The organism is Micromonospora sp. CA-248260, from assembly GCF_050942205.1.
Classification (GTDB): domain Bacteria; phylum Actinomycetota; class Actinomycetes; order Mycobacteriales; family Micromonosporaceae; genus Micromonospora; species Micromonospora antibiotica.
The window spans coordinates 1,953,815-1,976,830 of record NZ_CP192021.1 but is presented as its reverse complement, the minus strand read 5'-3'; the positions used below and the strand labels follow the sequence as shown (position 1 = coordinate 1,976,830).

Annotated in this window: 13 protein-coding genes and 1 pseudogene; 11 read left to right on the top strand and 3 right to left on the bottom strand. The window is 71.6% G+C overall.

All coding sequences use genetic code 11. The annotated features are described in order from the left end of the window. The first annotated feature begins 137 nt into the window (after nucleotides 1-137). The 4 genes and pseudogenes from ACQP2H_RS09025 (at nucleotide 138) to ACQP2H_RS09010 (ending at nucleotide 9,650) form a co-directional block, all read left to right on the top strand. Nucleotides 138-1,343, top strand: coding sequence for a cytochrome P450 (locus tag ACQP2H_RS09025; RefSeq protein WP_219469013.1), 1,206 nt, complete (start codon nucleotides 138-140; stop codon nucleotides 1,341-1,343). Beyond that, nucleotides 1,340-1,549 carry a ferredoxin gene (locus ACQP2H_RS09020; protein ID WP_308291068.1) on the top strand — a complete coding sequence of 70 codons (210 nt, stop codon included), beginning with the start codon at nucleotides 1,340-1,342 and terminating at the stop codon, nucleotides 1,547-1,549. The genes ACQP2H_RS09025 and ACQP2H_RS09020 overlap by 4 nt, the downstream gene beginning before the upstream one ends. 128 nt (nucleotides 1,550-1,677) lie before the next feature. Continuing rightward, nucleotides 1,678-8,124: pseudogene (locus ACQP2H_RS09015) on the top strand (SDR family NAD(P)-dependent oxidoreductase); the annotation flags it as partial. Nucleotides 8,125-8,135: 11 nt separating this feature from the next. Next, on the top strand, nucleotides 8,136-9,650 hold the full coding sequence (locus ACQP2H_RS09010) for an FAD-dependent monooxygenase (protein WP_357538018.1): 1,515 nt from the start codon (nucleotides 8,136-8,138) through the stop codon (nucleotides 9,648-9,650). A 114-nt stretch (nucleotides 9,651-9,764) separates the two neighbouring features. On the opposite strand, the gene ACQP2H_RS09005 is transcribed toward ACQP2H_RS09010, so the two are convergent. Then, nucleotides 9,765-10,016, bottom strand: a complete 252-nt coding sequence (locus ACQP2H_RS09005) for a phosphopantetheine-binding protein (protein WP_208569850.1) — start codon at nucleotides 10,014-10,016, stop codon at nucleotides 9,765-9,767. Nucleotides 10,017-10,036: 20 nt separating this feature from the next. Next, a complete protein-coding gene (locus ACQP2H_RS09000) occupies nucleotides 10,037-10,996 on the bottom strand; it encodes a ketoacyl-ACP synthase III family protein (RefSeq protein WP_433232056.1) in 960 nt (319 codons plus the stop codon). A 635-nt stretch (nucleotides 10,997-11,631) separates the two neighbouring features. On the opposite strand from ACQP2H_RS09000, the gene ACQP2H_RS08995 reads away from it, so the two are divergent. From ACQP2H_RS08995 to ACQP2H_RS08965, 7 genes are all read left to right on the top strand, one after another. After that, nucleotides 11,632-14,625 (top strand): BTAD domain-containing putative transcriptional regulator, encoded by a 2,994-nt coding sequence (locus ACQP2H_RS08995; RefSeq protein WP_433232053.1) that lies wholly within the window; start codon nucleotides 11,632-11,634, stop codon nucleotides 14,623-14,625. 208 nt (nucleotides 14,626-14,833) lie between these two features. Continuing rightward, nucleotides 14,834-15,040: a hypothetical protein gene (locus tag ACQP2H_RS08990; protein ID WP_219468999.1), complete on the top strand. Its 207-nt coding sequence runs from the start codon at nucleotides 14,834-14,836 to the stop codon at nucleotides 15,038-15,040. A gap of 423 nt (nucleotides 15,041-15,463) precedes the next feature. Then, nucleotides 15,464-16,249: an AfsR/SARP family transcriptional regulator gene (locus ACQP2H_RS08985; protein ID WP_433232050.1), complete on the top strand. Its 786-nt coding sequence runs from the start codon at nucleotides 15,464-15,466 to the stop codon at nucleotides 16,247-16,249. Continuing rightward, nucleotides 16,246-17,022 carry a thioesterase II family protein gene (locus tag ACQP2H_RS08980; RefSeq protein WP_219468994.1) on the top strand — a complete coding sequence of 259 codons (777 nt, stop codon included), beginning with the start codon at nucleotides 16,246-16,248 and terminating at the stop codon, nucleotides 17,020-17,022. The genes ACQP2H_RS08985 and ACQP2H_RS08980 overlap by 4 nt, the downstream gene beginning before the upstream one ends. Before the next feature lie 184 nt (nucleotides 17,023-17,206). Next, on the top strand, nucleotides 17,207-18,058 hold the full coding sequence (locus ACQP2H_RS08975; protein WP_219468992.1) for a hypothetical protein: 852 nt from the start codon (nucleotides 17,207-17,209) through the stop codon (nucleotides 18,056-18,058). Beyond that, the gene (locus ACQP2H_RS08970; RefSeq protein WP_357538015.1) at nucleotides 18,055-21,165 is read left to right on the top strand and encodes a non-ribosomal peptide synthetase; all 3,111 of its coding nucleotides are present in this window, start codon (nucleotides 18,055-18,057) and stop codon (nucleotides 21,163-21,165) included. The genes ACQP2H_RS08975 and ACQP2H_RS08970 overlap by 4 nt, the downstream gene beginning before the upstream one ends. Before the next feature lie 12 nt (nucleotides 21,166-21,177). Continuing rightward, nucleotides 21,178-22,395 carry a cytochrome P450 gene (locus ACQP2H_RS08965; protein ID WP_208569858.1) on the top strand — a complete coding sequence of 406 codons (1,218 nt, stop codon included), beginning with the start codon at nucleotides 21,178-21,180 and terminating at the stop codon, nucleotides 22,393-22,395. A gap of 364 nt (nucleotides 22,396-22,759) precedes the next feature. On the opposite strand, the gene ACQP2H_RS08960 is transcribed toward ACQP2H_RS08965, so the two are convergent. Next, nucleotides 22,760-22,975 carry a DUF5988 family protein gene (locus tag ACQP2H_RS08960; protein ID WP_244253270.1) on the bottom strand — a complete coding sequence of 72 codons (216 nt, stop codon included), beginning with the start codon at nucleotides 22,973-22,975 and terminating at the stop codon, nucleotides 22,760-22,762. Nucleotides 22,976-23,016 lie beyond the last annotated feature (41 nt).

The window sequence follows — 23,016 nt, the reverse complement described above, 5'->3', positions numbered from 1 at the left end:
TCGGACTACACAGGACTGTCCGCGTACGTACTTAGATCGCCCTATCAGGGCTCTAAATCGCCTGCTCGGAGCGGGGAAACCGGGGGCTGACGGGCGCGGGTAAGGGTGAATTTAGAGTCCGTCCCTAGGTTCCCGGCATGACCGAAGACGGCGTTCCGGGCGCACCGGCATTCCCCATGCCCCGTACCTGCCCGTTCTCCCCACCACGCGAGTACGCCGAGCTGCGGGCCGCCCGGCCGCTGTCCCGGGTGACCCTCCAGGACGGCAACACGGCGTGGCTGGCCACCAGCCACGAGTACGTCCGCACGCTGCTCGGCCACCCCGCCACCAGTGCCAACCGGGCCCACCCCGGCTTCCCGGCGACCGTCGCCAACGTGCAGGCCTTCGCGCAGAAGGGCTTCCTGCTCTCGATGGACCAGCCGGAGCACTCGCTGCACCGGCGGATGGTGGCCGCGGAGTTCACCGTGCACCGGATCCGGCAGCTGCGGCCGCGCATCCAGCAGATCGTCGACGACCGGATCGACGCGCTGCTGGCGATCGGGACCCGCCCGGTGGACCTGGTACGGGAGCTGGCCCTGCCGGTCCCCTCCCTGGTCATCTGCGAGCTGCTCGGCGTCCCGTACGGCTCCCGCGAGGTCTTCCAGGGGCACACGGAGGTGTTGCTGGCCCGGGCCAGCACCCCGCAGCAGCGGCAGGAGTCGTTCGGTGCGCTCCGCGCCTTCCTCGGGGACCTGGTCAGCAGCAAGGACGGCAATCCGGACGACGACCTGCTGGGTCGCCTGTCGGTGAAGTACCGGGCGGCGGACTGCTACGACCACGAGCTGCTCACCGGGTTCGCGATGCTGCTGCTGCTCGCCGGGCACGAGACCACCGCGAGCATGATCTCGCTCGGCCTGCTCGCGCTGCTGCGGGACGAGCGGCTCGCGACGCAGCTGACCGACGATCCCACCCTGACCCCGAACGCCGTCGAGGAGCTGCTGCGTTACTTCAGCATCGTCGACTACCCCACCGCCCGGGTCGCGCTGGCCGACATCGACCTCGGCGCGGACCGGGTGCGCGCCGGTGAGGGCTTCGTCGCCTCCGCCGCCGCCGCCAACCACGACGGCGACGTCTTCGCCGACCCGGGCACCATCGACTTCCGGCGCGGCGTCCGCGGCCACGTCGCCTTCGGTTACGGCGTGCACCAGTGCCTCGGGCAGAACCTGGCCCGCGCCGAACTCGAGATCGTCTACGACACGGTGCTGGCCCGGCTGCCCGCCATGAAGCTGCTGACCTCCCCCGAGGAGCAGCCGTTCAAGGAGGCCACCGTCTACGGCCTGCACTCCCTGGAGGTGACCTGGTGAGTTTCCTGCGCCTGACCGTGGACGAGGAGCAGTGCTGCTGCTCGGGCCAGTGTGTGCTCGCCGCCCCCGACCTGTTCGACCAGCGCGAGGAGGACGGCATCGCCGTGGTGCTGGTCGTCGAGCCGACGGCGGACCGGTACGAGGAGGCCCGGACCGCCGCCCGGCACTGCCCGAGCAACGCCATCTCCGTGCACGAGCGGGACTGATTCCCGCTTCGCTCGACAGCCCGCCCACCGGGCGCGTGGGCCGGGTTCCCGCATCCCTGGCACCCGGAAAGGCCTGTCCCGTGTCGAACTCCGAAGACAAGTTCCGTGAGTACCTCAAGCGCGCCACCGTCGATCTGCGGCAGACCCGCGCCCGCCTCGCCGAGGTGGAGGAGCAGGATCGGGAGCCGATCGCGATCGTGGGTATGGCGTGTCGTTTTCCTGGTGGGGTGGTCTCGCCGGAGCAGTTGTGGGATCTGGTGGTCGAGGGTCGCGACGCGGTGGGTGATTTTCCGCAGGGTCGGGGGTGGGATCTGGAGGGTCTCTACGATCCTGATCCGGACGCGGTGGGTCGGTCGTACACGCGGCAGGGTGGTTTCCTGTACGAGGCGGGTGGGTTCGACGCGGAGTTCTTCGGGATCTCGCCGCGTGAGGCGTTGGCGATGGATCCGCAGCAGCGGTTGTTGTTGGAGACGTCGTGGGAGGCGGTGGAGCGGGCGGGTATCGCGCCGGACGCGTTGCGCGGCACCGACACCGGCGTCTTCGTCGGGGTGATGTACAACGACTACGGCTCCCGGTTACGACCGGCGCCGAAGAGCTTCGAGGGTTACGTCGCCAACGGCAGCCTCGCGAGCCTCGCCTCGGGCCGGATCGCCTACACCCTCGGATTGGAGGGGCCGGCGTTGTCGGTGGACACCGCCTGCTCGTCGTCGCTGGTCGCGTTGCACCTGGCCGCCCAGTCGCTGCGTAAGCGGGAGTGCTCGACGGCGCTCGTGGGTGGGGTCGCGGTGATGGCCACCCCGACCACCTTCGTGGAGTTCAGCCGCCAGCGTGGCCTGGCGCCCGACGGCCGGTGCAAGGCGTTCTCCTCGTCCGCGGACGGCACCGGTTGGGGCGAGGGTGTGGGTGTGGTGGTGGTGCAGCGGTTGTCCGACGCCCGCCGGGCCGGACGACCCGTCCTCGCGGTCATCCGGGGCAGCGCGGTCAACCAGGACGGCGCGTCCAACGGACTGACCGCACCCAACGGACCCGCCCAGGAACGCGTCATCCGCGCCGCCCTGGCCAACGCCCGCCTCACCGCCGCCGACATCGACGCCGTCGACGCCCACGGCACCGGCACCACCCTCGGCGACCCCATCGAAGCCCACGCCCTCCTAGCCACCTACGGCCAGGAACACCACCCCGACACCCCACTCTGGCTCGGCTCCATCAAATCCAACATCGGCCACACCCAAGCCGCCGCCGGCATCGCCAGCGTCATCAAAATGACCCACGCCATGCACCACGGACTCCTCCCCGCCACCCTCCACATCGACGAACCCACCCCCCACGTCGACTGGACCACCGGCAACGTCGCCCTCCTCACCACCACCCAACCCTGGCCCCACCACGACCGCCCCCGCCGCACCGCCATCTCCTCCTTCGGCATCAGCGGCACCAACGCCCACCTCATCCTCGAACAACCCGAACCCCAACCCACCACCCCCGACGAACCCACCCCCACCAACACCCTCCTCACCTGGACCATCACCGCCCACACCCCCGACGCCCTCCACGACCAAGCCCAACGCCTCCACGACCACCTCACCCACCACCCCCAACCACCCCACCACGTCAGCCACGCCCTCGCCACCACCCGCACCCGCCACCCCCACCGCGCCACCATCACCGGCCACACCCTCCACGACCTCCTCACCGGCCTCAACGCCATCACCACCAACACCCCCCACCCCGGCACCACCACCGGCCACGCCACCACCACCAAAACCCTCTTCCAATTCACCGGCCAAGGCTCCCAACGCCCCCACATGGGCGCCGAACTCCACACCCGACACCCCGCCTTCGCCGAAACCTTCGACGCCTGCGCCACCCACCTCAACCCCCACCTCGACATCCCCCTACACGACCTCGTCTTCACCAACCACCCCGCACTCCACCAAACCCAATACGCCCAACCCGCCCTCTTCGCCCTCCAAACCGCCCTCCACGCCCTCCTCACCCACCACAACATCCACCCCGACTACCTCATCGGCCACTCCGTCGGCGAAATCGCCGCCGCCCACGCCGCCGGCATCCTCACCCTCCCCGACGCCTGCACCCTCGTCGCCGCCCGCGGCCACCACATGCAAAACGCCACCCCCGGCGGCGCCATGATCGCCACCAACCTCACCGAAACCCAAGCCACCCAATGGCTCACCCAATACCCCCACCAACTCACCATCGCCGCCATCAACAGCCCCCACCACCTCGTCATCTCCGGCGACCACGACGCCATCGAACACCTCACCCACCAACTCAACACCCACCACCACAAAACCACCCGCCTCAACGTCAGCCACGCCTTCCACTCCCACCACATGGACCCCATCCTCACCCCCTTCCACACCACCGCCACCACCCTCACCTACCACCAACCCCACACCCCCATCCTCTCCACCCTCACCGGCCAACCCGCCGACCCCCACCACATCACCACCCCCGAATACTGGACCCAACACATCCGCCAACCCGTCCGCTACCACCACGCCCTCACCCACCTCACCAACACCCCCACCCACCACATCGAACTCGGCCCCGACACCACCCTCACCACCACCGCACCCCACACCCACACCACCGGCCACACCTTCACCCCCACCCTCCACCCCAAACACCCCGAACACCACACCCTCACCACCGCCATCGCCACCCACCACACCACCCACACCACCCCACCCACACCCACCACCACCAACCCCACCCACACCACCCTCCCCACCCACGCCTTCCAACACCACCACTACTGGCTCCACCCCCAACCCCACACCCACACCACCCACCCCCACCCCCTCCTCACCACCACCATCACCACCCCCGACCACACCACCCACCACACCGGCACCCTCACCACCACCACCCACCCCTGGCTCCACCACCACACCATCAACACCACCACCCTCCTGCCCGCCACCGCCCTACTCGACCTCACCCTCCACACCACCACCCCCCACACCCCCACCATCACCGACCTCACCCTCCACACCCCCATCACCCTCCACCCCACCACCCCCACCCACCTCCACCTCCACCTCACCACCCCCACCCCCACCGGCCACCAAACCCTCACCATCCACACCCGCACCACCACCACCTGGACCACCCACGCCACCGCCACACTCAGCCCCGAACCGGCACCCGACTCCACGCCCGCGGCGCCCGGCGTCTGGCCGCCGCCGGGGGCGCAGCCCGTCGACCTCTCCGGCCTGTACGCGCGACTGACCGACCACGGCTACGCCTACGGCCCGACCTTCCGTAACCTGCGGGCGCTCTGGCGGCACGGCGACGAGCTGTACGCGGAGGTCAGCCTCCCCGACGGGACCGAGATCGACGGGCACGTCGTACACCCGGCGTTGCTGGACGCGGCGCTGCACGCGCTGATCGCGACGCCGGCCGACCTCGACGGTCCGCTGCGGGTGCCGTTCTCCTGGGGTGGGGTGCGCGCGACCGGCCGCAGCACCGCCGCCCTGCGGGTGCGGTTGACCCGGCTCTCCGAGCACGCGGTACGGCTGGTCGCCACCGACCTCGACGACGCCGAGGTGATCACCGTGGAGGAGCTGACCACGAGGCCGCTCGCGGTAGACCAGTTGGCCGCCCCGTCGGCCCCGGTCACGCCGCTGCGGGTCGAGTGGGTGCCGCAGGAGGCCGATCCGGCCGCCGGGTCGACCGCCGTGCACGTGGTCGGCGTGGACCCGCTGAAGTTGGCCGACGCGCTCCGCTCAGCCGGCCGCGACGTCGCCGTCCACGCCGACCTGGACGCTCTCGCGGCGGCGATCGACGCCGGCACGGCGGTCGCCGCCGACACCCTGGTGACCTGCGTGACCGACGGTGGCCCGGGGCCGGCGATCGACCGGGCCGCCGCGCGCCCTTGCGACGAGGTCGTCGCCCTCGCCCACGAGGTCGCCGAACGGGCGCTGGGGTTGGCGCAGCGGTGGATCGGCGAACCCGCCTTCGGTGACCACCGGCTGGTGACGGTCACCCGGGGGGCGGTCGCCACCCGGACCGGGCCGGAGATCCAGGATCTGCCGGCGTCCACGGTGTGGGGGTTGATCCGGTCGGCGCGCGCCGAGTTCCCCGACCGGTTCGCGCTGCTGGACCTGCCGGGTCCGGCCGATGCGACGTTGTCGTCGGCGTTGGCCGGGCCGGAGCCGGAGGCGGCGGTGCGGGACGACACCACACTGGTCCCCCGGCTGGTCCCGGTCGCCGACTCCGCGGCCGTGCTACGGCCCCCGACCGGCGGCGGGAACTGGCGGCTGGACGTGACGAGCCGCGGCACGTTGGCGAACCTGGCGCTGGTGCCGTCGCCTGCGGGGGACCGCCCGTTGGCCGCCGGCGAGGTACGGGTCTCGATGCGCGCGGCGGGTCTGAACTTCCGGGACGTCATGATCGCGTTGGGGCTCTACCCGGGCGACGACGCGCAGATCGGTGGCGAGGGCGCCGGCGTCGTGGTCGAGGTCGGCTCCGAGGTCACCGGGCTGGCGGTCGGGGACCGGGTGATGGGGTTGTTCCCCGAGGGCTGTGCCGGCCCGGTGGCGGTCTCCGACCACCGTCATCTGGTGCGGACCCCGGCCCGGCTCAGCGACGTCGAGGCGGCGGTCCTGCCGATCGTCTACCTGACCGCCATGTACGGCCTGACCGACCTGGCCGACCTGCGGGTCGGTCAGCGGCTCCTCCTGCACACCGCCACCGGCGGGGTCGGGATGGCCGCCCTGCACTACGCCCGGCACCTCGGGGCCACCGTGCACACCACCGCGAGCGCACCCAAGCAGGCCACCCTGGCGGCCCTCGGGGTCCCCGCCACCCACATCCACGACTCCCGGACGACGGCGTACGGCGAGCGCATCCGCGAGACCGATCCCGCCGGTGTCGACGTCGTGCTGAACACCCTGACCCACGCGCACGTCGACACCAGCCTCGCGCTGCTGGCCGAGGGGGGCACCTTCCTGGAGATCGGCAAGACCGACATCCGCGACCCGCACACCGTCACCACCACCCACCCCCACCTCACCTACCAGCCCTACGACCTCCTCGACGCCGGACCCACCCGCATCCACCAACTCCTCACCACCCTCACCCACCTGCTCACCACCGACGCCCTGCCCGCCCTGCCCGTCACGGGCTGGCACGTGACCAACGCCCCCGACGCCCTGCGGCACCTCAGTCAGGCCAGGCACACCGGCAAGATCGCGCTGGTCGTCCCCGCACCGCAGCCCGCGCGGGGCACCATCCTCATCACCGGCGCCACCGGCGCCCTCGCCACCCACACCGCACGACACCTCGCCACCACCCACCCCCACCACCACCTCCTCCTCACCACCCGAGGCAACCCCGACACCCTCACCCCCCTCACCACCGAACTCCACACCCACGGCACCACCACCCACACCGCCCAAATCGACCTCACCCAACCCCACCAACTCCACCAACTCCTCACCACCATCCCCACCACCCACCCCCTCACCACCGTCATCCACACCGCCGGCACCCTCCACGACACCCCCCTCACCACCCAAACCCCCCACACCCTCCACACCACCCTCACCGCCAAAATCGACACCACCCACACCCTCCACACCGCACTCCAACACCACCCCGACGTCACCCTCGTCGTCTTCGGCAGCGCCACCGGCACCCTCGGCAACGCCGGTCAGGCCAACTACGCCGCGGCCAACACCTTCCAGGACGCCCTGACTCACCACCGCCACACCCTGGGGCTCGCCGGCACCACGATCGCGTGGGGGCTGTGGCACACCGAGTCGGGGATGGGCGCCGGCCTCCAGCAGCAGGATCTCCAGCGGCTCGGCCGGATCGGCGTACGGCCGATGGACGTCGCGGACGGCCTGACCGCCCTCGACGCGGCCGTCGACCTGGGGCAGCCGGTGACCGTCGCGATGGGGCTGCACCTGCCCACCCTCGCCGCCCGTGCGCGTGACGGGCTGCTCGCGCCGCTCTTCCGGGCGTTGACCGGGCCGGTCGACGCAGCCTCGTCGGAGCCGGACGGTCCGGCGACGCTCAGGCCGCTGCCCGAACGACTCGCCGGGCTCACCGACGGCGACCGGCACGCCCTGCTGCTGACCCTGGTCTGCGAGAACGCGGCGATCACCCTGGGCCATGCCGGGACGGCGGGCATCCCCCCGGAGCGGCAGTTCAAGGACCTCGGCATCGACTCGCTCACGGCGGTGGAGCTGCGCAACCGGCTCGCCACGGCGACCCAGCTGCGGCTCTCGGCCAGTCTGATCTTCGACCACCCGAGCCCGGCACAGCTGGCGAGGCACCTCGGTGAACGGTTGACGCCCCGGGAGCAGGACCCGTTCGCGGTGTTGTTCGCCGAGTTGGACCGGCTGACCGCCGACCTGACGGTGGCGGCACCCAACGCCGCGGCGATGGGCCGGCTGGCCGCCCGGCTGGCCGGCTTCCAGGACCGGGTGGAGGAGCAGCGGTCCGCCGTGGTGGCGGAGACCGGTGACGAGGTGACCGCGATCTCGACGGCGACCGACGACGAGATCTTCGACCTGATCGACAACGAACTCGGCATCGGCTGAAGGAGTCGCACATGACCGCACCAGTGATCATCGCCGGGGGGAGCCTGACCGGGCTCATGCTCGCGCACGAGCTGACCCTGTGGGGGATCGACGTCGTCGTGCTGGAGCGCAGCCCCGGCCTGACCGACGAGTCGCCCGGACAGGCGATCAACACCACCACCGCCGAGCTGCTCGACCAGCGGGGTCTGCTCGCCGGCCTGCGCGGGCACGTCTCCCCCGTGCAGGGCACCCACTTCTCGCTGATGTGGTTGGACATGTCGCCGCTCGACGGCCGGCACCAGCCGGCCATGCTGCTCGGGCACCAGTTCATCGCACGGCGGCTCGGCGACGCCGCCGTGGCCCGGGGGGCCGACGTGCGCCATGGCCACCGGGTGACGGCCTTCCACCAGGACGACGACGGCGTACGGGTCCGGGTCGCCACCCCCAGCGGCGAGTACCACCTGCACGGCAGCTTCCTGGTGGCGGCCGACGGCGAGGACAGCACGGTGCGCGCGGCGGCCGGCATCGACTTCCCGGGGGCCGGCCCGGCGAACTGCGGCCTGGTGGCCGACGTGGAGATAGCGGTCGCGGACCTGCCCCCGGAGCACCGGGGGTCGAAGTTCTGCCCCGGCGGGGGCGTCTACTCGGCGGTGCCGGTCGGGCCGGGGCTGCTGCGGGTGATCACGGCGGAGTTCGACGTCGCGCCTCCCGCCGACACCGCGCCGACGACCGCCGAGCTGCGTGCGGCGATCGCCCGGCTCACCGGGGCGGAGTTCCCGGACGCGCCGGTGCGCTGGGTCCGTCGCTACGGCGGCCAGACCCGGACCGTGGACCGGATGCGCAGCGGCCGGGTCTTCCTGGCCGGCGACTCGGCGCACACCTTCTATCCGTTGGCCGGCCTGCGCCTCAACCTGTGTCTGCAGGACGCCGTGAACCTGGGCTGGAAGCTCGCCGCGGAGCTGTCCGGGTGGGGCCGCCCCGACCTGCTGGACACCTACCACGAGGAGCGCCATCCGCAGGCGGTCCGGGCGGCAGCGGCCACCGATGCGCAGCTCGCGCTGATCCATCCGATCGACCGGGTGACCCCGCTGCGTGGCCTCTTCGCCGATCTCCTGCGCCTGCCGCAGGTCAACACCTACCTGTTGGAGCTGTCCACCGGGCTCGACGTCCGCTACGACGTCGGGGTGGAGCCGACCGGTCCGGTGCCGGCGGGTCGCCGGCTGCCGCATGTGCCGCTGACCGGCGTACGGCCCCTGGCCGCCACGGCGACGGGGGCGACGACGTCGGGCGGCGTGGCCGACCTGCACCATGGCGGGCGCGGGGTCTACCTGGACCTGGCCGGCCGGACGCCCGAGCCGGCCGGACGCACCCTGGCGGCACTGGGTGACCGGGTGGACGCGGTTCACGCGGACCCGACCGGGGAGATCCCGGTGGACGCCGTCCTGGTACGTCCGGACGGTCACGTCGCCTGGGCCGGGGATCCGGTCGCGGATGCCGAGGGGTTGTCCGGCGCGCTCAAGTCGTGGTTCGGTGAGCCGGCCGGGTGACCGGTGGCACGGCCAGCGCCCCCGACCGGTGGTCGGGGGCGCTGGCCGTCAGGGCGGTCGGGTCGGACCGGTTCGGGGCGGTCGGGTCGGGGCGGTCGGGTCGGGGCGGTCGGGTCAGGGTGCGGTGACGGCGTCGGCGAGCTGCTGCGACCAGGCGGTCACGGTGGGTGCGGCGGCGAGGTCACCGAAGCGCACGCGCATCCCGGCGCGACGCCAGCCGTTGACCAGCCGCATCAGTTGCAGGGAGGTGAGGCCGAGCTGGACCAGGTTGGCGTCGTCGCCGATGGCTGCGGCGTCGAGGCCGATCACGACGGCGATCGCCTGCCGGATCTCCTCACGTGTGGTTGCCGTGGTTTCCTGCTGCACGGTGGGTCCTTCCGGTCGACTCAACGGTGCTCTTCGATGATCTTGACTACCGCGCAGCCGACCTCGATGCCGACGCCGACCGCGAGCAGCAGGACGTGGTCGCCCGGGCCGACGGCGCCGGTGGTCACCAGGTGGTCCAGGGCGAGAATCTGGTCGCTGGCGCCGCAGTGCCCGACCGTGCGGCTGAAGTCCCACACGGTCTGCTCGGCGGTGATCCCCAGCGGGTCGAAGATCCCGTTCTGGAGTTGGTCGAGGGCCACCCCGCTGTGGGCGACCCGGGCGATGCCGGCCATCGTCACCCCGGCCTCGTCGAGCACCCGGTCGACGGTCTCGGTGACCAGGTCGCCGAGGTGGAACACCGGTGGGGTGACCCCGTTGGCCCACTGCTCGGCCCAGTAGCGGGAGCGCGCCTCGAGGTCGACCCGCTGCCCGGTGGTGATGCTCGGCGGGAACAGTGGTTCGCCGCCCCGGTGCAGGACCTCGGCCGCCGGGTTGGACGCCGAGCCGACCGCGAGGAGTTCGGCGAAGCCGCCCCGGGTGGACAGCAGGGCGGCGCTCGCGCCGTCGGCCAGCACGTAGTGCGAGCTGATCCGCCAGCGGTCGACGACCGGGGTGGAGAAGTTGTCGGCGGCGGTGAGCAGGACGGCGGTCGACTCCGGGTCGGCCATCAGTTGCGCCGCCGCCAGCCGCAGCCCCGACAGCATCCCGTTGCAGCCGTGGTGGATCTCCAGCGCCGGCACCCCCCGCCCGCCGAGCGTCTCGTGCAGGATGTAGTGCGGGGCGGACCAGGTGTCGGGCCCCTGGTAGTGGACCGGGCAGTGCATCAGCGCCGCCACGTCCTCGGGGCGGTGGGCGGACCGCTTCATCGCCTCCGAGGCGGCCTGGAACGCCATGTCGGGGGCGGGCATGTCCGCTGCGACCGCGATCGAATGAAGATCGCTGTGGGTGCGGTTCGCCTCGTCGTACCAACCGCGTTTCACGGCTTCTTCGGTGGTGATGCGGTCCGGCAGATACGTGCCGACACCAGCGACAAAGACGTTCTGGACTTTCATTGCCACCCGCTTTCGGGAAATGGTGCGGCCAACATCCCCAACGGTCCTCGGCCCGCCTAACGGCGACCTAAAGAGGATCTTGGTACGGGCCGGTGGTGGCGCACCCGCCCGTCCGGCGCCCCCACCCGGCGGGACGGATCCGGTCGGCGCAGCCGCCATCACCGCCCCGACCGCCGGTCCGAGCTCGCCCGCTCGCGACGAACGAGCAGGTGTCGGTGCTTGCGGGGCGGCTTTTCATGAGGGAGAGTCACAGCGCGGGCGAGTCGCATCGCCGACAAGAGACCTCTATTCGAAACGCTCCCGTGCACGTCGTTCCCGGCACCCGACACCGCTGGCCCGGACCCGCCCGCACAAACACCTTCGGCAAAATTCTCGGAACGGTCTTAACGACCATATCGACAACGTGAAATAAAGCAGGTTGACACTCTCGCCGAAACATGATTAATTGCGATTCGTCACATCTCTTGGGGAGGGACACGTTGCCATCCGGGGATGATCGAGAGTCGTTGATCACCGCCGATCAACCAATTGTCTTCAAACTCCTCGGTCCCCTGGAAGTGTGGGTGGACAGCGTCCGCGTACCCCTCGGCGGCACCCGGCAGGAACTGGTGCTCGCGGCCCTGCTGCTGGCCACCGGATGCGTCGTCACCCTGCAACAACTCGTGCAGGTCGTCTGGGAGACGCAACCACCCTCGACGGCGGCGCACCAGATCCGGAAGATCGTGGCGGACCTGCGTCGGCGGCTGCCCCCCGGGCTGATCGTCACGGACGGGCCGGGCTACCGGATGGACGTCCACGACACTGCGGTCGACCTGAAGATCTTCGAGAGACAACTCGTCCGGGCCCGGGCCGCCGAGGACGGCGGCCGTCCCGACGAGGCCATCGACGCCCTGTCCACCGGCCTGTCCCTCTGGCGCGGCGACGCGCTGAGCGGCATGAACGGCCTCACCGTACGCACCGCTGCGGCCCGCGCCGACGAACGACGCCTGATGACCGTCGAACGTCTGATCACCCTGCAACTGGAGATCGGCGAGGAGGGTGACCTGGTCGGCCAGCTCCGGGCGCTGGCGGCCGAGCACCCGATGCGGGAGCGGCTGCTGGTCCTGCTGATGACCGCGCTCTACCAGGCCGGCCGGCAGGCCGAGGCCCTCCAGGTCTATGCCGACGCCCGGCAGTCGCTCGCCGACCAGTTGGGCATCGACCCCGGGCCGGAGCTGAACCGGCGGCACGAGCAGATCCTGCGCAACGACCCGGTCCTCGATCCGCGCTCCGCCACCCGGGCGTCGGCACCCGCGGCCCGGGTCGTGACGTCGTCGAACCGTCCGATGACGATCCCCCGGGACCTGGTCGACTTCACCGGACACGTCGACACCCTGGAGTCGCTCGTCGGTTACGCCCGACCGGACGCCACGGCGCTGACCCTCGTGTCGATCAACGGAATGGGCGGCGTCGGCAAGACCACCCTGGCGATCCACGCCGCACACCGCCTGGGCAAGGGCTTCCCCGACGGTCAGCTCTTCCTGGACCTGCACGGCTTCACCTACGGCCGGGAGCCGGTCGACCCGGTCGAGGCGCTGGGCATCCTGCTGCGGGCGGTGGGCACCCCGGGCGAGCAGCTCCCCACCGACCAGGTCGGCAGGTCGGCGCTGTGGCGGGCCAAGACCGCCGACCGGTCGCTGCTGATCCTGCTGGACAACGCCAGCAGCGCCCAGCAGGTCCTCCCGTTGCTGCCCAGCTCGGCCACCAGTCTGGTGCTGATCACCACCCGGTCACGGCTCAACGGGCTGGACGGGACCCACTCGATCACCCTCGACCCCCCGCTCGACGACGAGGCCAGCGCGATCGTCCACCGGCTGCTCGGTGACCGGCACCGGGCGACCGAGGCCGAGGTGCAGGCCCTGGTCGAGGCGTGCGGACGGCTGCCGCTGGCCCTGCGCATCGCCGTGGCCCGGCTGCACAACCGCCCGAAGTGGACGCTCGGCTATCTGATCGGCCGGCTGCGCCGCGAGGGGCGGCTCATGCGGGAGCTGGTCCTCGACGACCGCAGCGTCGCGGCCAGCATCGGCCTGTCCTACCACGGGGTCGGTCCCGACCATCAGCAGATGTTCCGCCTGATCGGGATGTTCCCCGGGGAGAGCTGCGACGCCTACACCGCCGCGGCGCTCGCGGGCGTCCCGCAGGAGCGGGCCGAGCAGATCCTGGAGGACCTGCTCGACTCGCAGTTGCTCATCCAGCGGCAGCTCGACCGGTACGAGATGCACGACCTGGTCCGCAACTTCGTCCGCACCGTCCTCGCCCAGGACGACGACGAGAACGCCACCGCCCTGCACCGGTTGCTCGACTACTACGTCGTCACGGCGGAGACCGCGGCGAACCGGGTCCAGCCCGGTCGGTTCGTGACCGAAGCCCGGGTACGGCATCCGCCGCAGGACGTTCCGCCGCTGGACGACCAGGCGGAGGCGCTGGAGTGGTTCGAGGCCGAACGACGCAACCTGCTCGCCGCGATCGACCTGGCGACCGACCGGGGGCACGACTTCCACCTGTGCCACCTGCCCCGCACGATGGCCTTCTTCCTCTACGTCCGGGGCGAGATGCACGAGCACGTCGCCACCTTCCGCAACGCCGCAGCCGCCGCCCGCCGCATCGACGAGCCGGTCCACGAGGGACTGAATCTGATCAACGTGGCGATCGCGCACTGGTATCTCGGCGAGTTCACCGAGGCGCTGGAGTGTTACGCCGACGCGCTGGCCATCGCCCAGGACACCAACGACACCGTCGGGGAGGGCACCTGCCTGGGCCGGATCGGCATCGTCTGCGCCAGCATGGGCCGGTTCGAGGAGGCGCTCAGCTACCAGCAACGGGCGCTGGCCATCCACCGTACGATGGGCGGCCTGGCCGAGCAGGGCAATGCGCTGAGCAACATCAGCCAGCTACAGAACGTCCTCGGCATGCACGCCGAGGCGGTGACGAGCGCCCGTGAGGCGGTACGCCTGCTCGACGGCCGTGACCAGCCGGCCGACCTCGCCTCGGCCCTGACCCGGCTCGCCTCGGCGCAGAGCAGCCTGGGCGAGGGGACCGCCGCGCTGGCCACGCTGACCCTGGCGGCCGTTCCGGTGCAGACCACGAACAGCCGCCGGGCCCGGGCCATGCTCGAGACGCGGTACGCCGAGGTCCTGATGCGGCTGGGTCGGCTCGCCGAGGCCGAACGGCACGGACTGAGCGCGCTGAGCCTGCTGGGTGGCCTGGAGAACCCGGCGCTGCGTGCGGAGGTGGAGAACGTCCTCGGTCGGGTCAGCACGGAACGCAGCGACTTCACCGGTGCCCTGACCCGGCACCGGACGGCCCACGAGAACGCAGACCGGATCGGTCTGCGTCTCGAACAGGCGCGCGCGTTGGACGGCATGGGACGCGCCCACGCGGGTCTCGGGGACCTGGATCAGGCGATGACGGACTGGCAGGCCGCGCTGAGCCTCTACCGTGCCATGGGCGTCACCGGCGACGATCTGGAGCAGCACCTCGGGCGGCTGGAGCAGTCCCGGTCGGCCGTCGCGCACTGACCGCCGGCCCGGTGCCGGGCGGCCACCGTCACGGGGCACGGCATCCGCACCTCGAAACAGCACCGCCCGACGACATCGATCAATGCGCTGCCATGGTGGGGCGTCGTAAAATCCGCTACGGATCGATGACGTTATTCGGCTGGCGGGCGCCTCAGCGTGGTCCACCATTGTCGAGCAACGGCCCGTCGGCGACCACCGTGACAACGGTGTGACCCTCCTGACCGGCAGCCACCTGACCGCGATCTGCGCCGAGCCCGGTAACCGCGGAGGCCCCAACGGCCAGGCACAATACGACAGCGGCCCGACCCAGGATGCGAATCTTGAACATGACGTTCCCCCGATGTTCGTCGGTCGTTTTGACAATGCCACTGTCACAACCGTCGCTACCGGAACGATCCCACATCGCTACCCATGAATACCATTGCGGTCCCAGATGGCGAGGACGACGACAGTGCGGCACTTATGGGCGCATGACGCAAAACGCATTCAAAACCAACGGTTGTGGCGACTTCGGTCTATCGGGTAGACATGGTGTGCCGGCGTGGACCGCCGTCGCCGCACCCGGGTGCCGCCTCCGCCACCGACCGACGACACCCGTCCGGCGTCACGCCGCCGTCGTTCCCGGATCCCGGCGGCCCGCCCTCCCCACCGCGAACTGCGGCGATGCGGCCGGCGGGAACGGATCGGGACTGATTCGGTATCGACCTGCGCCACAGTGGCGTAGTGACTTGGGTTGACCAGACGGCGGACTGACTCGCCACGACAGCGCCGGCACTCCACCCGATGCCACGCACCGCCGACACCGCGCCGGCGGGCCCACTCGACGGGGGGAACATCCGTGAAGTACGAGATCCTTGGCGAGATACGGGTCCATGGCGTCGGCGGTGTCGTCACACCACGTACCCGCAAGACCGAGACCCTGCTGGCGGTGCTGCTGGCGAAGACGAACCAGATGGTCACCTCCGACCAGTTGCTCAGCGAGATCTGGGGCGAGGACACGCCCAGCCGGGCCAACGACGCGCTCTACGTCTACATCTCCCAGCTCCGCAAGGTGCTGCGCGCCAGCGGCCACGACGCCGCCATCATGACCCGGCCCCGGGGGTACACCATCCTGACCGCCGAGGGCGACCTGGACGCCGACGAGTTCCGCCGGCTGGCCCACCTCGGCCAGCAGCTACGCCGGGCCGGCCAGTTCTTCCCGGCTGCCCAGACCCTGCGCAGGGCCCTCCTGCTCTGGGGCGGACCCGCGTTCAGCGGACTGATCGACAGCCCGGTCGTGTACGCGTACGCCACCCTGCTCAACGAGCTGCGCATCGAGTGCCTGGAGCAGCTGATGGAGATCGAGCTGACCCTCGGCGGCCACCGTGAGATCGTCGGCCAGCTCTCCGCCCTCATCACCGAGCAGCCCCTACGCGAGAAGCTCTACCAGTACCTGATGCTCGCCCTGCACCGTTCGGACCGCCGGGCCGAGGCGTTGGCCGTCTTCCACACCGCCCGCCAGCGGCTCGACATGGAGATCGGCATCGAGCCCTGCCAGGCCCTGCGCGATCTGCACCAGGACATCCTCCAGGACCGCGACCTCGGGTCGTCGATGCTGGTCAGCCCGCTGGCGGCGGCGTCGTGACCACGACCACGGCGAACGCGCCGTACCGCACCGACGAGCCCGACCTCTGGCTACGCCGGTTCGGCACCCGCAGCAGCGGCGGACCCACCCTGATCTGCCTGCCGCACGCCGGCGGCGCGGCGACGTTCTTCCGGCCGCTCGTCGAACTGCTCGCCGCCGAGGCGGACGTGACGTGCGTGCAGTACCCCGGCCGGCAGGACCGCCGCAATGAGCCGCCGGTCGGCACCATCGACGCCCTGGCCGACCTGCTGACCGAGGTGATCCGGGCGGCCGTGCCCGGACCGGTGGCGCTCTTCGGGCACAGCATGGGCGCGATCCTCGGCTTCGAGGTGGCGTTGCGCCTGGAACAGCTCGGGGTCGCCCCGCTGTGGCTGTTCGCCTCCGGTCGCCGGGCGCCCGGGGTGTCCCGGCACGAGACGGTCCACCTGCGCGACGACCGGGGGTTGCTCGCCGACGTCGCGGAACTCAGCGGCACCGACGACGACGTCTTCGCCGACGAGGAACTGACGGCGATGGTGTTGCCGGCCATCCGGGCCGACTACCGGGCGATCGAGACGTACGCCCCCCGGGCCGGGGTGCCCCGGCTGCGGTGCCCGGTGACGGCGCTGCACGGCAGTTCCGACCCCCGGGTCGAGCTCGCCGACGCGCGGGCCTGGGCGGGCCACACCGACGGCGGATTCCGCCTGCAACCGTTCGCCGGCGACCATTTCTTCCTGCTGCGGCACTGGGCCCCGGTGGCCCGGGCGATCCAGGCGGATCTGCGGCTGAGCTGAGCCCCATCGACACGGACCGGCCCCGGTGCGCACAGGCAGCGGGGTCGGTCGGATGGCGTCCCCCATTGCCGTCCGCAGTGGCGAAGATCGGCGTCGATCGACGCGGGGTCCGGCTTTAGAACGGTTTCAGTGACCGGCCATAGCGTTCCCCAGACGGACAGTGGAGCGAGGGGACCGAAACACGATGAATGAATCGACCACCTGGCGAGCATTGACGACAGGCAGCACCGACGAGGTCGCGTTGGCCATCGACTTCGACGCCACCGGCCGCCCGGAGGCGCGGTTCGCCGACCTGGCACCGCACCTGGGACCGGATTCGAGCGTGTGGGAGACCGTTCCGCTCGGCATGGACGCGTTGGTCGGGCCCAGCGGCGAGGGATACGTGAAGCGCTGGGCCGACGAGGTCCGCGACAGCGGCCGTACGGTGACGGCGGTCATGGGATTCTGCGCCGGGGGCGCACTGGCCCCGGCCCTGGCCGCGCAGGTGGGTCAGTGGCAGCCGGAGCCCCAGCTGATCCTGTTCGACCCCGAGACCGTCACGCCGCTGACCATGTACTGGCAGTTCGCCAAGATCATCGAGGTGGCCACCTCCTCGCTGACGCCGACCGAGCTGGACGAGGCGCGGGAGGCGGGCCGGCAGGCCCAACGCGACCTCGCCGGCCTGGAGCCGCTGGCGGACCGGCTCAGCGAGATCTTCGGACAGGTCGGCGCGGTGGCCTTCCCCCGGCTCGGCCTGGACGCCACGAGCGGCGCCGAGGTGGTCACCCTCTTCCGCTCCTTCATCAGCTACCTCTGCGCCGCCGGCCAGTTCGACCCGCTGCCGGCGTGGTCGCGGGCGACGGTGCTCACCTCGGCGAGCCCCACCAGCGGCCTCAACGGGTACCGGACGATCAACCCGCAGGCCCCGACGAACCTCGCCGGCAACGAGATCACCTTCCCGGTCGAGCACGCCGGGATGCTCGCCGACCCGGCGGTCGCCGCAGCCACCCGCGAGCTGCTCGGCCGGGTACGGGTCCACGGCGGGGCACGGTCGTGACCGGGCCGGCCGCCGCCACCCGCAAAGAGGAGGCGCTGTGGATGCTCGACCAACTCGTCCCGGGCTCCGGCGTCAACAACCTGGCGGTGGCCCTCGACGTCGAGGGTGAACTCGGGGACTGGGAGCTGGAGGAGACCCTCGCCCGACTGCTGGAGCGGCACGCCACGCTGCGTACGGTCTTCCGCGACACCCCGGCGGGGCTGTTGCGGCACGTCCTCGGCCCGACCGAGATCACCATCACGCTGGACCAGTACGAGGTCACCCGGGCCGACCTGGAGGAACTGCTCACCGACTACGTGGGTCGCCCGTTCGCGATGGACGGCAGCCCGCTGCTGCGCGCCGGACGGTTCCGCACCCCCGAGGGGGACGTGCTCTGCCTCGCCGTGCACCACCTCAACTTCGACGCCCTCTCCTCGGTGGTGCTGACCGAGGAACTGGTCGCCCACTACACCGCGATCTCGGAGGACGCCGAGCCGCCCGCCGAACTGGCGCAGCCGGCCCCGCTCTGCCTGGAGACGGCACCGAGCCAACGCAGCCTCACCTACTGGCGGGACCAGCTGGCCGGGTTCGACCCGTCCGGGCTCGCCCTGTGGTGCGAGGCCCCGGACGTGGCCCAACCGACCCTCACCGGCGACCGGGTCAGCGCCCGCCTGTCGGCGGCGGCGTACGACGCGGTGCGTACCCTCGCCCGGCAGCTGCGGGCACCGGAGGCGGTCATCCTCTATGCGGCGTACAGCCTGCTGCTGTCCCGCCACGGCGCGGGCCGGGACGTCGTCGTGGGCGCACCCGCCTCGCTGCGGACCGCCGAGAGCAGCCGGGCCGTCGGCTACCACATCAACACGCTGCCGCTGCGGCTGCGCATCCCGCCGGGCGTCACCTTCGCCAGCCTGGTCGGGGAGGCCCGTGGGGTGTTCCTCGCCTCGATCATCCACCGCGAGGTGCCCGTCGAGGCGCTGATGGCGCAGTTCCGACCGGCCACCGGTTCCTGGCGCAACCCGGTCTTCAAGCACCTGTTCAACTACGTCCCGGACGAGGGGCAGGCCAGCTACGACCTCGGTGGGCTGCGGGCCCAACGACGCATCGTGGAGAACGGTTTCAGCAAGTTCGACCTGGAGTTCTTCGTCATCTCGACGGCCGGCGCGCTGGACGTACGGGCGGTCTTCTACACCGAGGTCCTCGGGCGGGCGGACGTGACCGCCATGCTGGCGCGCTTCGACGCGCTGCTGGTGACGCTCGGCCAGCGCAGCGGGGAGCCGGTCGACGCGCTACCCCTGCACGCCCCGGCGGACCTCGCCACCATCGGCGCGGCGAACGCGACCACCCGTCCGGCGCGGAGCCCCTCGGTGCTGACGGCCATCGCCGCCCGGGTCGCGGCGGCACCGACGGCGGTGGCGGTCCGCGACGGCGACCGCGAGGTGTCGTACGCCCAGATCTGGGCGGCGGCGGAGCGCACCCGGACGGCCCTACGCGCGGCCGGGGTGGGCCCGGGCGGGGTGGTCGCCCTGCTGGGCCGGCGGGGTCCGGAACTGGTCGGCGCGGTCCTGGGCACCTGGCTGGCCGGGGCCGCCTACCTGCCGATCGACCCGGCCCACCCGTACCAACGGATCGTCTACCAGCTCGACGACTCGGGCGCGGGGGTGGTGATCGCCGATCCGGGCACCCCGGTGCCGGAGGTGCCCGGCCGGATGGTGCTGCACCCGGTGGAGGTCACCACCGCCGAGCCGACCCCGGTCGACCCGGCCACCGACGAGTTCGCCGCCGGTGCGGACCCGGCCTACCTCATCTACACCTCCGGGTCGACCGGACGCCCGAAGGGCACCTGGATCACCCACCGGGCGCTGGCCAACCTGATCGAGCACTTCGTCGACCTGCTCCACGCCGACGCACGCACCGCGACCCTCTGGCTGACCACGTTCAGCTTCGACATCTCGGCCCTGGAACTCTTCCTGCCCCTGGCGGCCGGCGGCTCGACCGTGGTCGCCCCGGACGCCGCCCGCACCGACGGGTCGGTGCTGCTGGACGTGCTGCGGCAGCATCCGGTCGACATCGTGCAGGCGACACCGACGACCTGGCGGCTGGTGGCCGAACAAGCGGGGGACGTCCTACGCGACGTCCAGCTGCTCAGCGGCGGCGAGGCGCTGCCCGCCGGGCTGGCCCGGCAACTCGCCGGGGCCGGCCGGGAGCTGCACAACGTCTACGGCCCCACGGAGACGACCATCTGGTCCACCGCGGCGCTGCTCGACGCCCCGTTCAGCGGGCCCGTCCACGTCGGTACGCCGATCGCGAACACCCAGGTCCTCGTCGTCGACCCGGAGGGTCGCGAGCTGCCGGTGGGCCTGCACGGGGAACTCTGCATCGCCGGCGCGGGCGTGGCGATCGGCTACCACCGCCGCCCGGAACTGACCGCCGAACGGTTCGGCGGGCACGAGCGGTACGGGCGGTTCTACCGCACCGGGGACCTGGCCCGCTGGCGGCCGGACGGCACCATCGAGGTGCTCGGCCGGATGGACCGCCAGGTGAAACTGCGGGGCAACCGGATCGAGCTGGGCGAGGTCGAGTCGGTGCTCGGTGAGCATCCGGCGGTCGACGCGGCGGCGGTGCTGGTGCACGGTGGCGCGGACGGCACACTCGTCGCGTTCGTCGTCGGCCCCGACCCGGACGACGCCGTCCACGACGACCTCTGGCGGCACGCCATCGGGGTGCTGCCGCACGCCGCGGTGCCGCAGGAGTTCATCGTCGTGGCGGGCTTCCCGACCACCGGCAACGACAAGGTCGACTATCCCGCGCTGGGTCGGCTCGCCGAGGAGCGGCAACGCCGGGCACGCGAGGCCGTACGCCCGGCGGCGGCCAGCGGCGACCCGGTGGTCGACGAGCTGATCACCCTGTGGCAGGACCTGCTCGGCCACGCCGACGTGCACGCCGCGTCCAACTTCTTCACCGCCGGGGGGCACTCGTTGCTCGCCGCCCGGCTCGTCCAGCAGGTCGAGGCCCGGCTGCGGGTCCGGCTCGCGCTGGCCGACATCTTCGCCAACCCCACGCCGATCGCACTCGCCGAGGGCGTACGGGCGGCCCAGCGGCAGCGCCTCGACCGGATCTCACTCAACTAAGGAGCATCCACCATGACAATCACCAGCGACCTGCCCGTCGTCGACCTGCCCGCGCTGCCGTTCGAGCGCGACCAGTTCGACGTCAACGGCATCGCACCCCTGTTCCGCGAGCTGCGGGACACCCAACCGATCGTCCGGGTGCGCACCTCGGCCGGTGACGAGGCGTGGCTGGTCACCCGGTACGAGGAGGTCAAGACGCTGCTCAACGACCCGCGTCTGGGCCGATCGCACCCGGAGCCGGCCAAGGCGGCCCGGGTCGCGAACGCGGCCGTGCTGACCGGGCCGCTGGGCACCCCGGACAAGGAGGTCGCCGCCCGGCAGCGGTTCCGGCGGCTGATCGGGCCGTCGTTCGCCGCCCGCCGGGTGGAGAAGCTGCGCGGGCAGGTGCAGGAGATCGTCGACCAGCTGCTTGACGATCTCGCGGCGAGCCCGCAGCCGGCCGACTTCCACGAGGCCCTCTCCTTCCCGCTGCCGGTCCTGGTCATCTGCCAGCTGCTGGGCGTGCCGACGGAGGACCGCACCGAGTTCCGGCACTACTCGGCCGGCGCCACCGCGCTCGACGACCCCGCCGCGGCGAAGGCCGCCTGGGAACGGCTCGTCGCCTACATGTACCGGCTGATCGACATCAAGCGGGCCGAGCCGGGCGAGGACGTCTTCTCCGACCTGCTCGCGGTCGCCGAGCAGGAGAACCTCACCGACGACGAGATCGCCCGGATGGGTGCCGGCCTGCTCTTCGCCGGCCACGAGACCACGGTCACCCGGCTGGACCTCGGCACCCTGCTGCTGCTCACCCACCCCGACCAGCGGGAGAAGCTGCAGAACGACCTGAGCCTGGTGCCGTCCGCGGTCGAGGAGATGCTGCGCATGGTCGCCCCGTCCACCCAGGACGTCCTGCCCCGCTACGCCCACCAGGACATCACGGTCTGCGGCACCGACGTACCGGCCGGTGACCTGGTCCTGCTGGCCTTCACCGCGACCAACCGGGACCCGGACGTCTTCGTCGACCCGGACCGCTTCGACATCACCCGCGACTCGGACCGGCACATCGCGTTCGGGCACGGGCCCCGGTTCTGCATCGGGTCGAGCCTCGCGCGGGCCGAGTTGCAGTGCCTGTTCGCGACGCTGCTCGTCCGCTTCCCCAACCTCCAGCTCGCTGTCCCCCCAGCCGAGCTGGAGTTCCGCGACTTCACCCTCACCGGTGGCGTAACCTCCCTTCCCGTCACCTGGTGAGCTGAGTTCGCGGAACCAACTGGCACCGCCGGCCACGTCCCGCCGGCGGTGCCAGTGCCGTGCCCGCCACCACCCTTCCGGCATGCCCGGACCCGGCCCCACGGGATGCCCCGGCGCACATGGGCCGGTCCCCGCGAAACCCCGGACCGCGCGAAACCCCGGACCGCGCGAAACCCCGGGCCGCGCGAAAGCGAAACCGCCGTCCACACCCGCCCGGTCCACCCGGAGCCCGGTCCCTGCACAGGTCCGCCGGCCGCGCCGACCGCTACCTGCCCGACCCGACTACCGGGCAAGGATCAGGTGCGAACAGCGCGGTGGCCGCCATCGGGGGGATGATGGCGGCCACCGCGGGTGGGGGGAAATGTCACTCGGCGACGCGGGTCTGCGCCGTCCAGCGGTAGATGACGACGTCACCGTCGACTGCCGTCAGCGACTCTTCGGTGCGCTCGAAGTGCTCGTAGCCGCAGCCGTACCGGACTTTGATCTTCGGCTCCAGGCTGCTCACCAGTCGGGCCCGAAAGTCGTCGGGAAAACCGTTCGGGCCGCCCTCGAGACGAACCTTCACCTGCGACGTGGTCATGGCCATACCTCCGGCTCTGTGCGGTCGACGGGCTGTGCCCG

Excerpts from the sequence above, each read along its gene's own strand:
- ACQP2H_RS09025 (WP_219469013.1), top strand. The coding sequence starts at position 138 with ATGACCGAAGACGGCGTTCCGGGCGCACCGGCATTCCCCATGCCCCGT.
- ACQP2H_RS09010 (WP_357538018.1), top strand. The coding sequence starts at position 8,136 with ATGACCGCACCAGTGATCATCGCCGGGGGGAGCCTGACCGGGCTCATG.
- ACQP2H_RS08975 (WP_219468992.1), top strand. The coding sequence starts at position 17,207 with ATGAATGAATCGACCACCTGGCGAGCATTGACGACAGGCAGCACCGAC.
- ACQP2H_RS08965 (WP_208569858.1), top strand. The coding sequence starts at position 21,178 with ATGACAATCACCAGCGACCTGCCCGTCGTCGACCTGCCCGCGCTGCCG.
- ACQP2H_RS08960 (WP_244253270.1), bottom strand. The coding sequence starts at position 22,975 with ATGACCACGTCGCAGGTGAAGGTTCGTCTCGAGGGCGGCCCGAACGGT.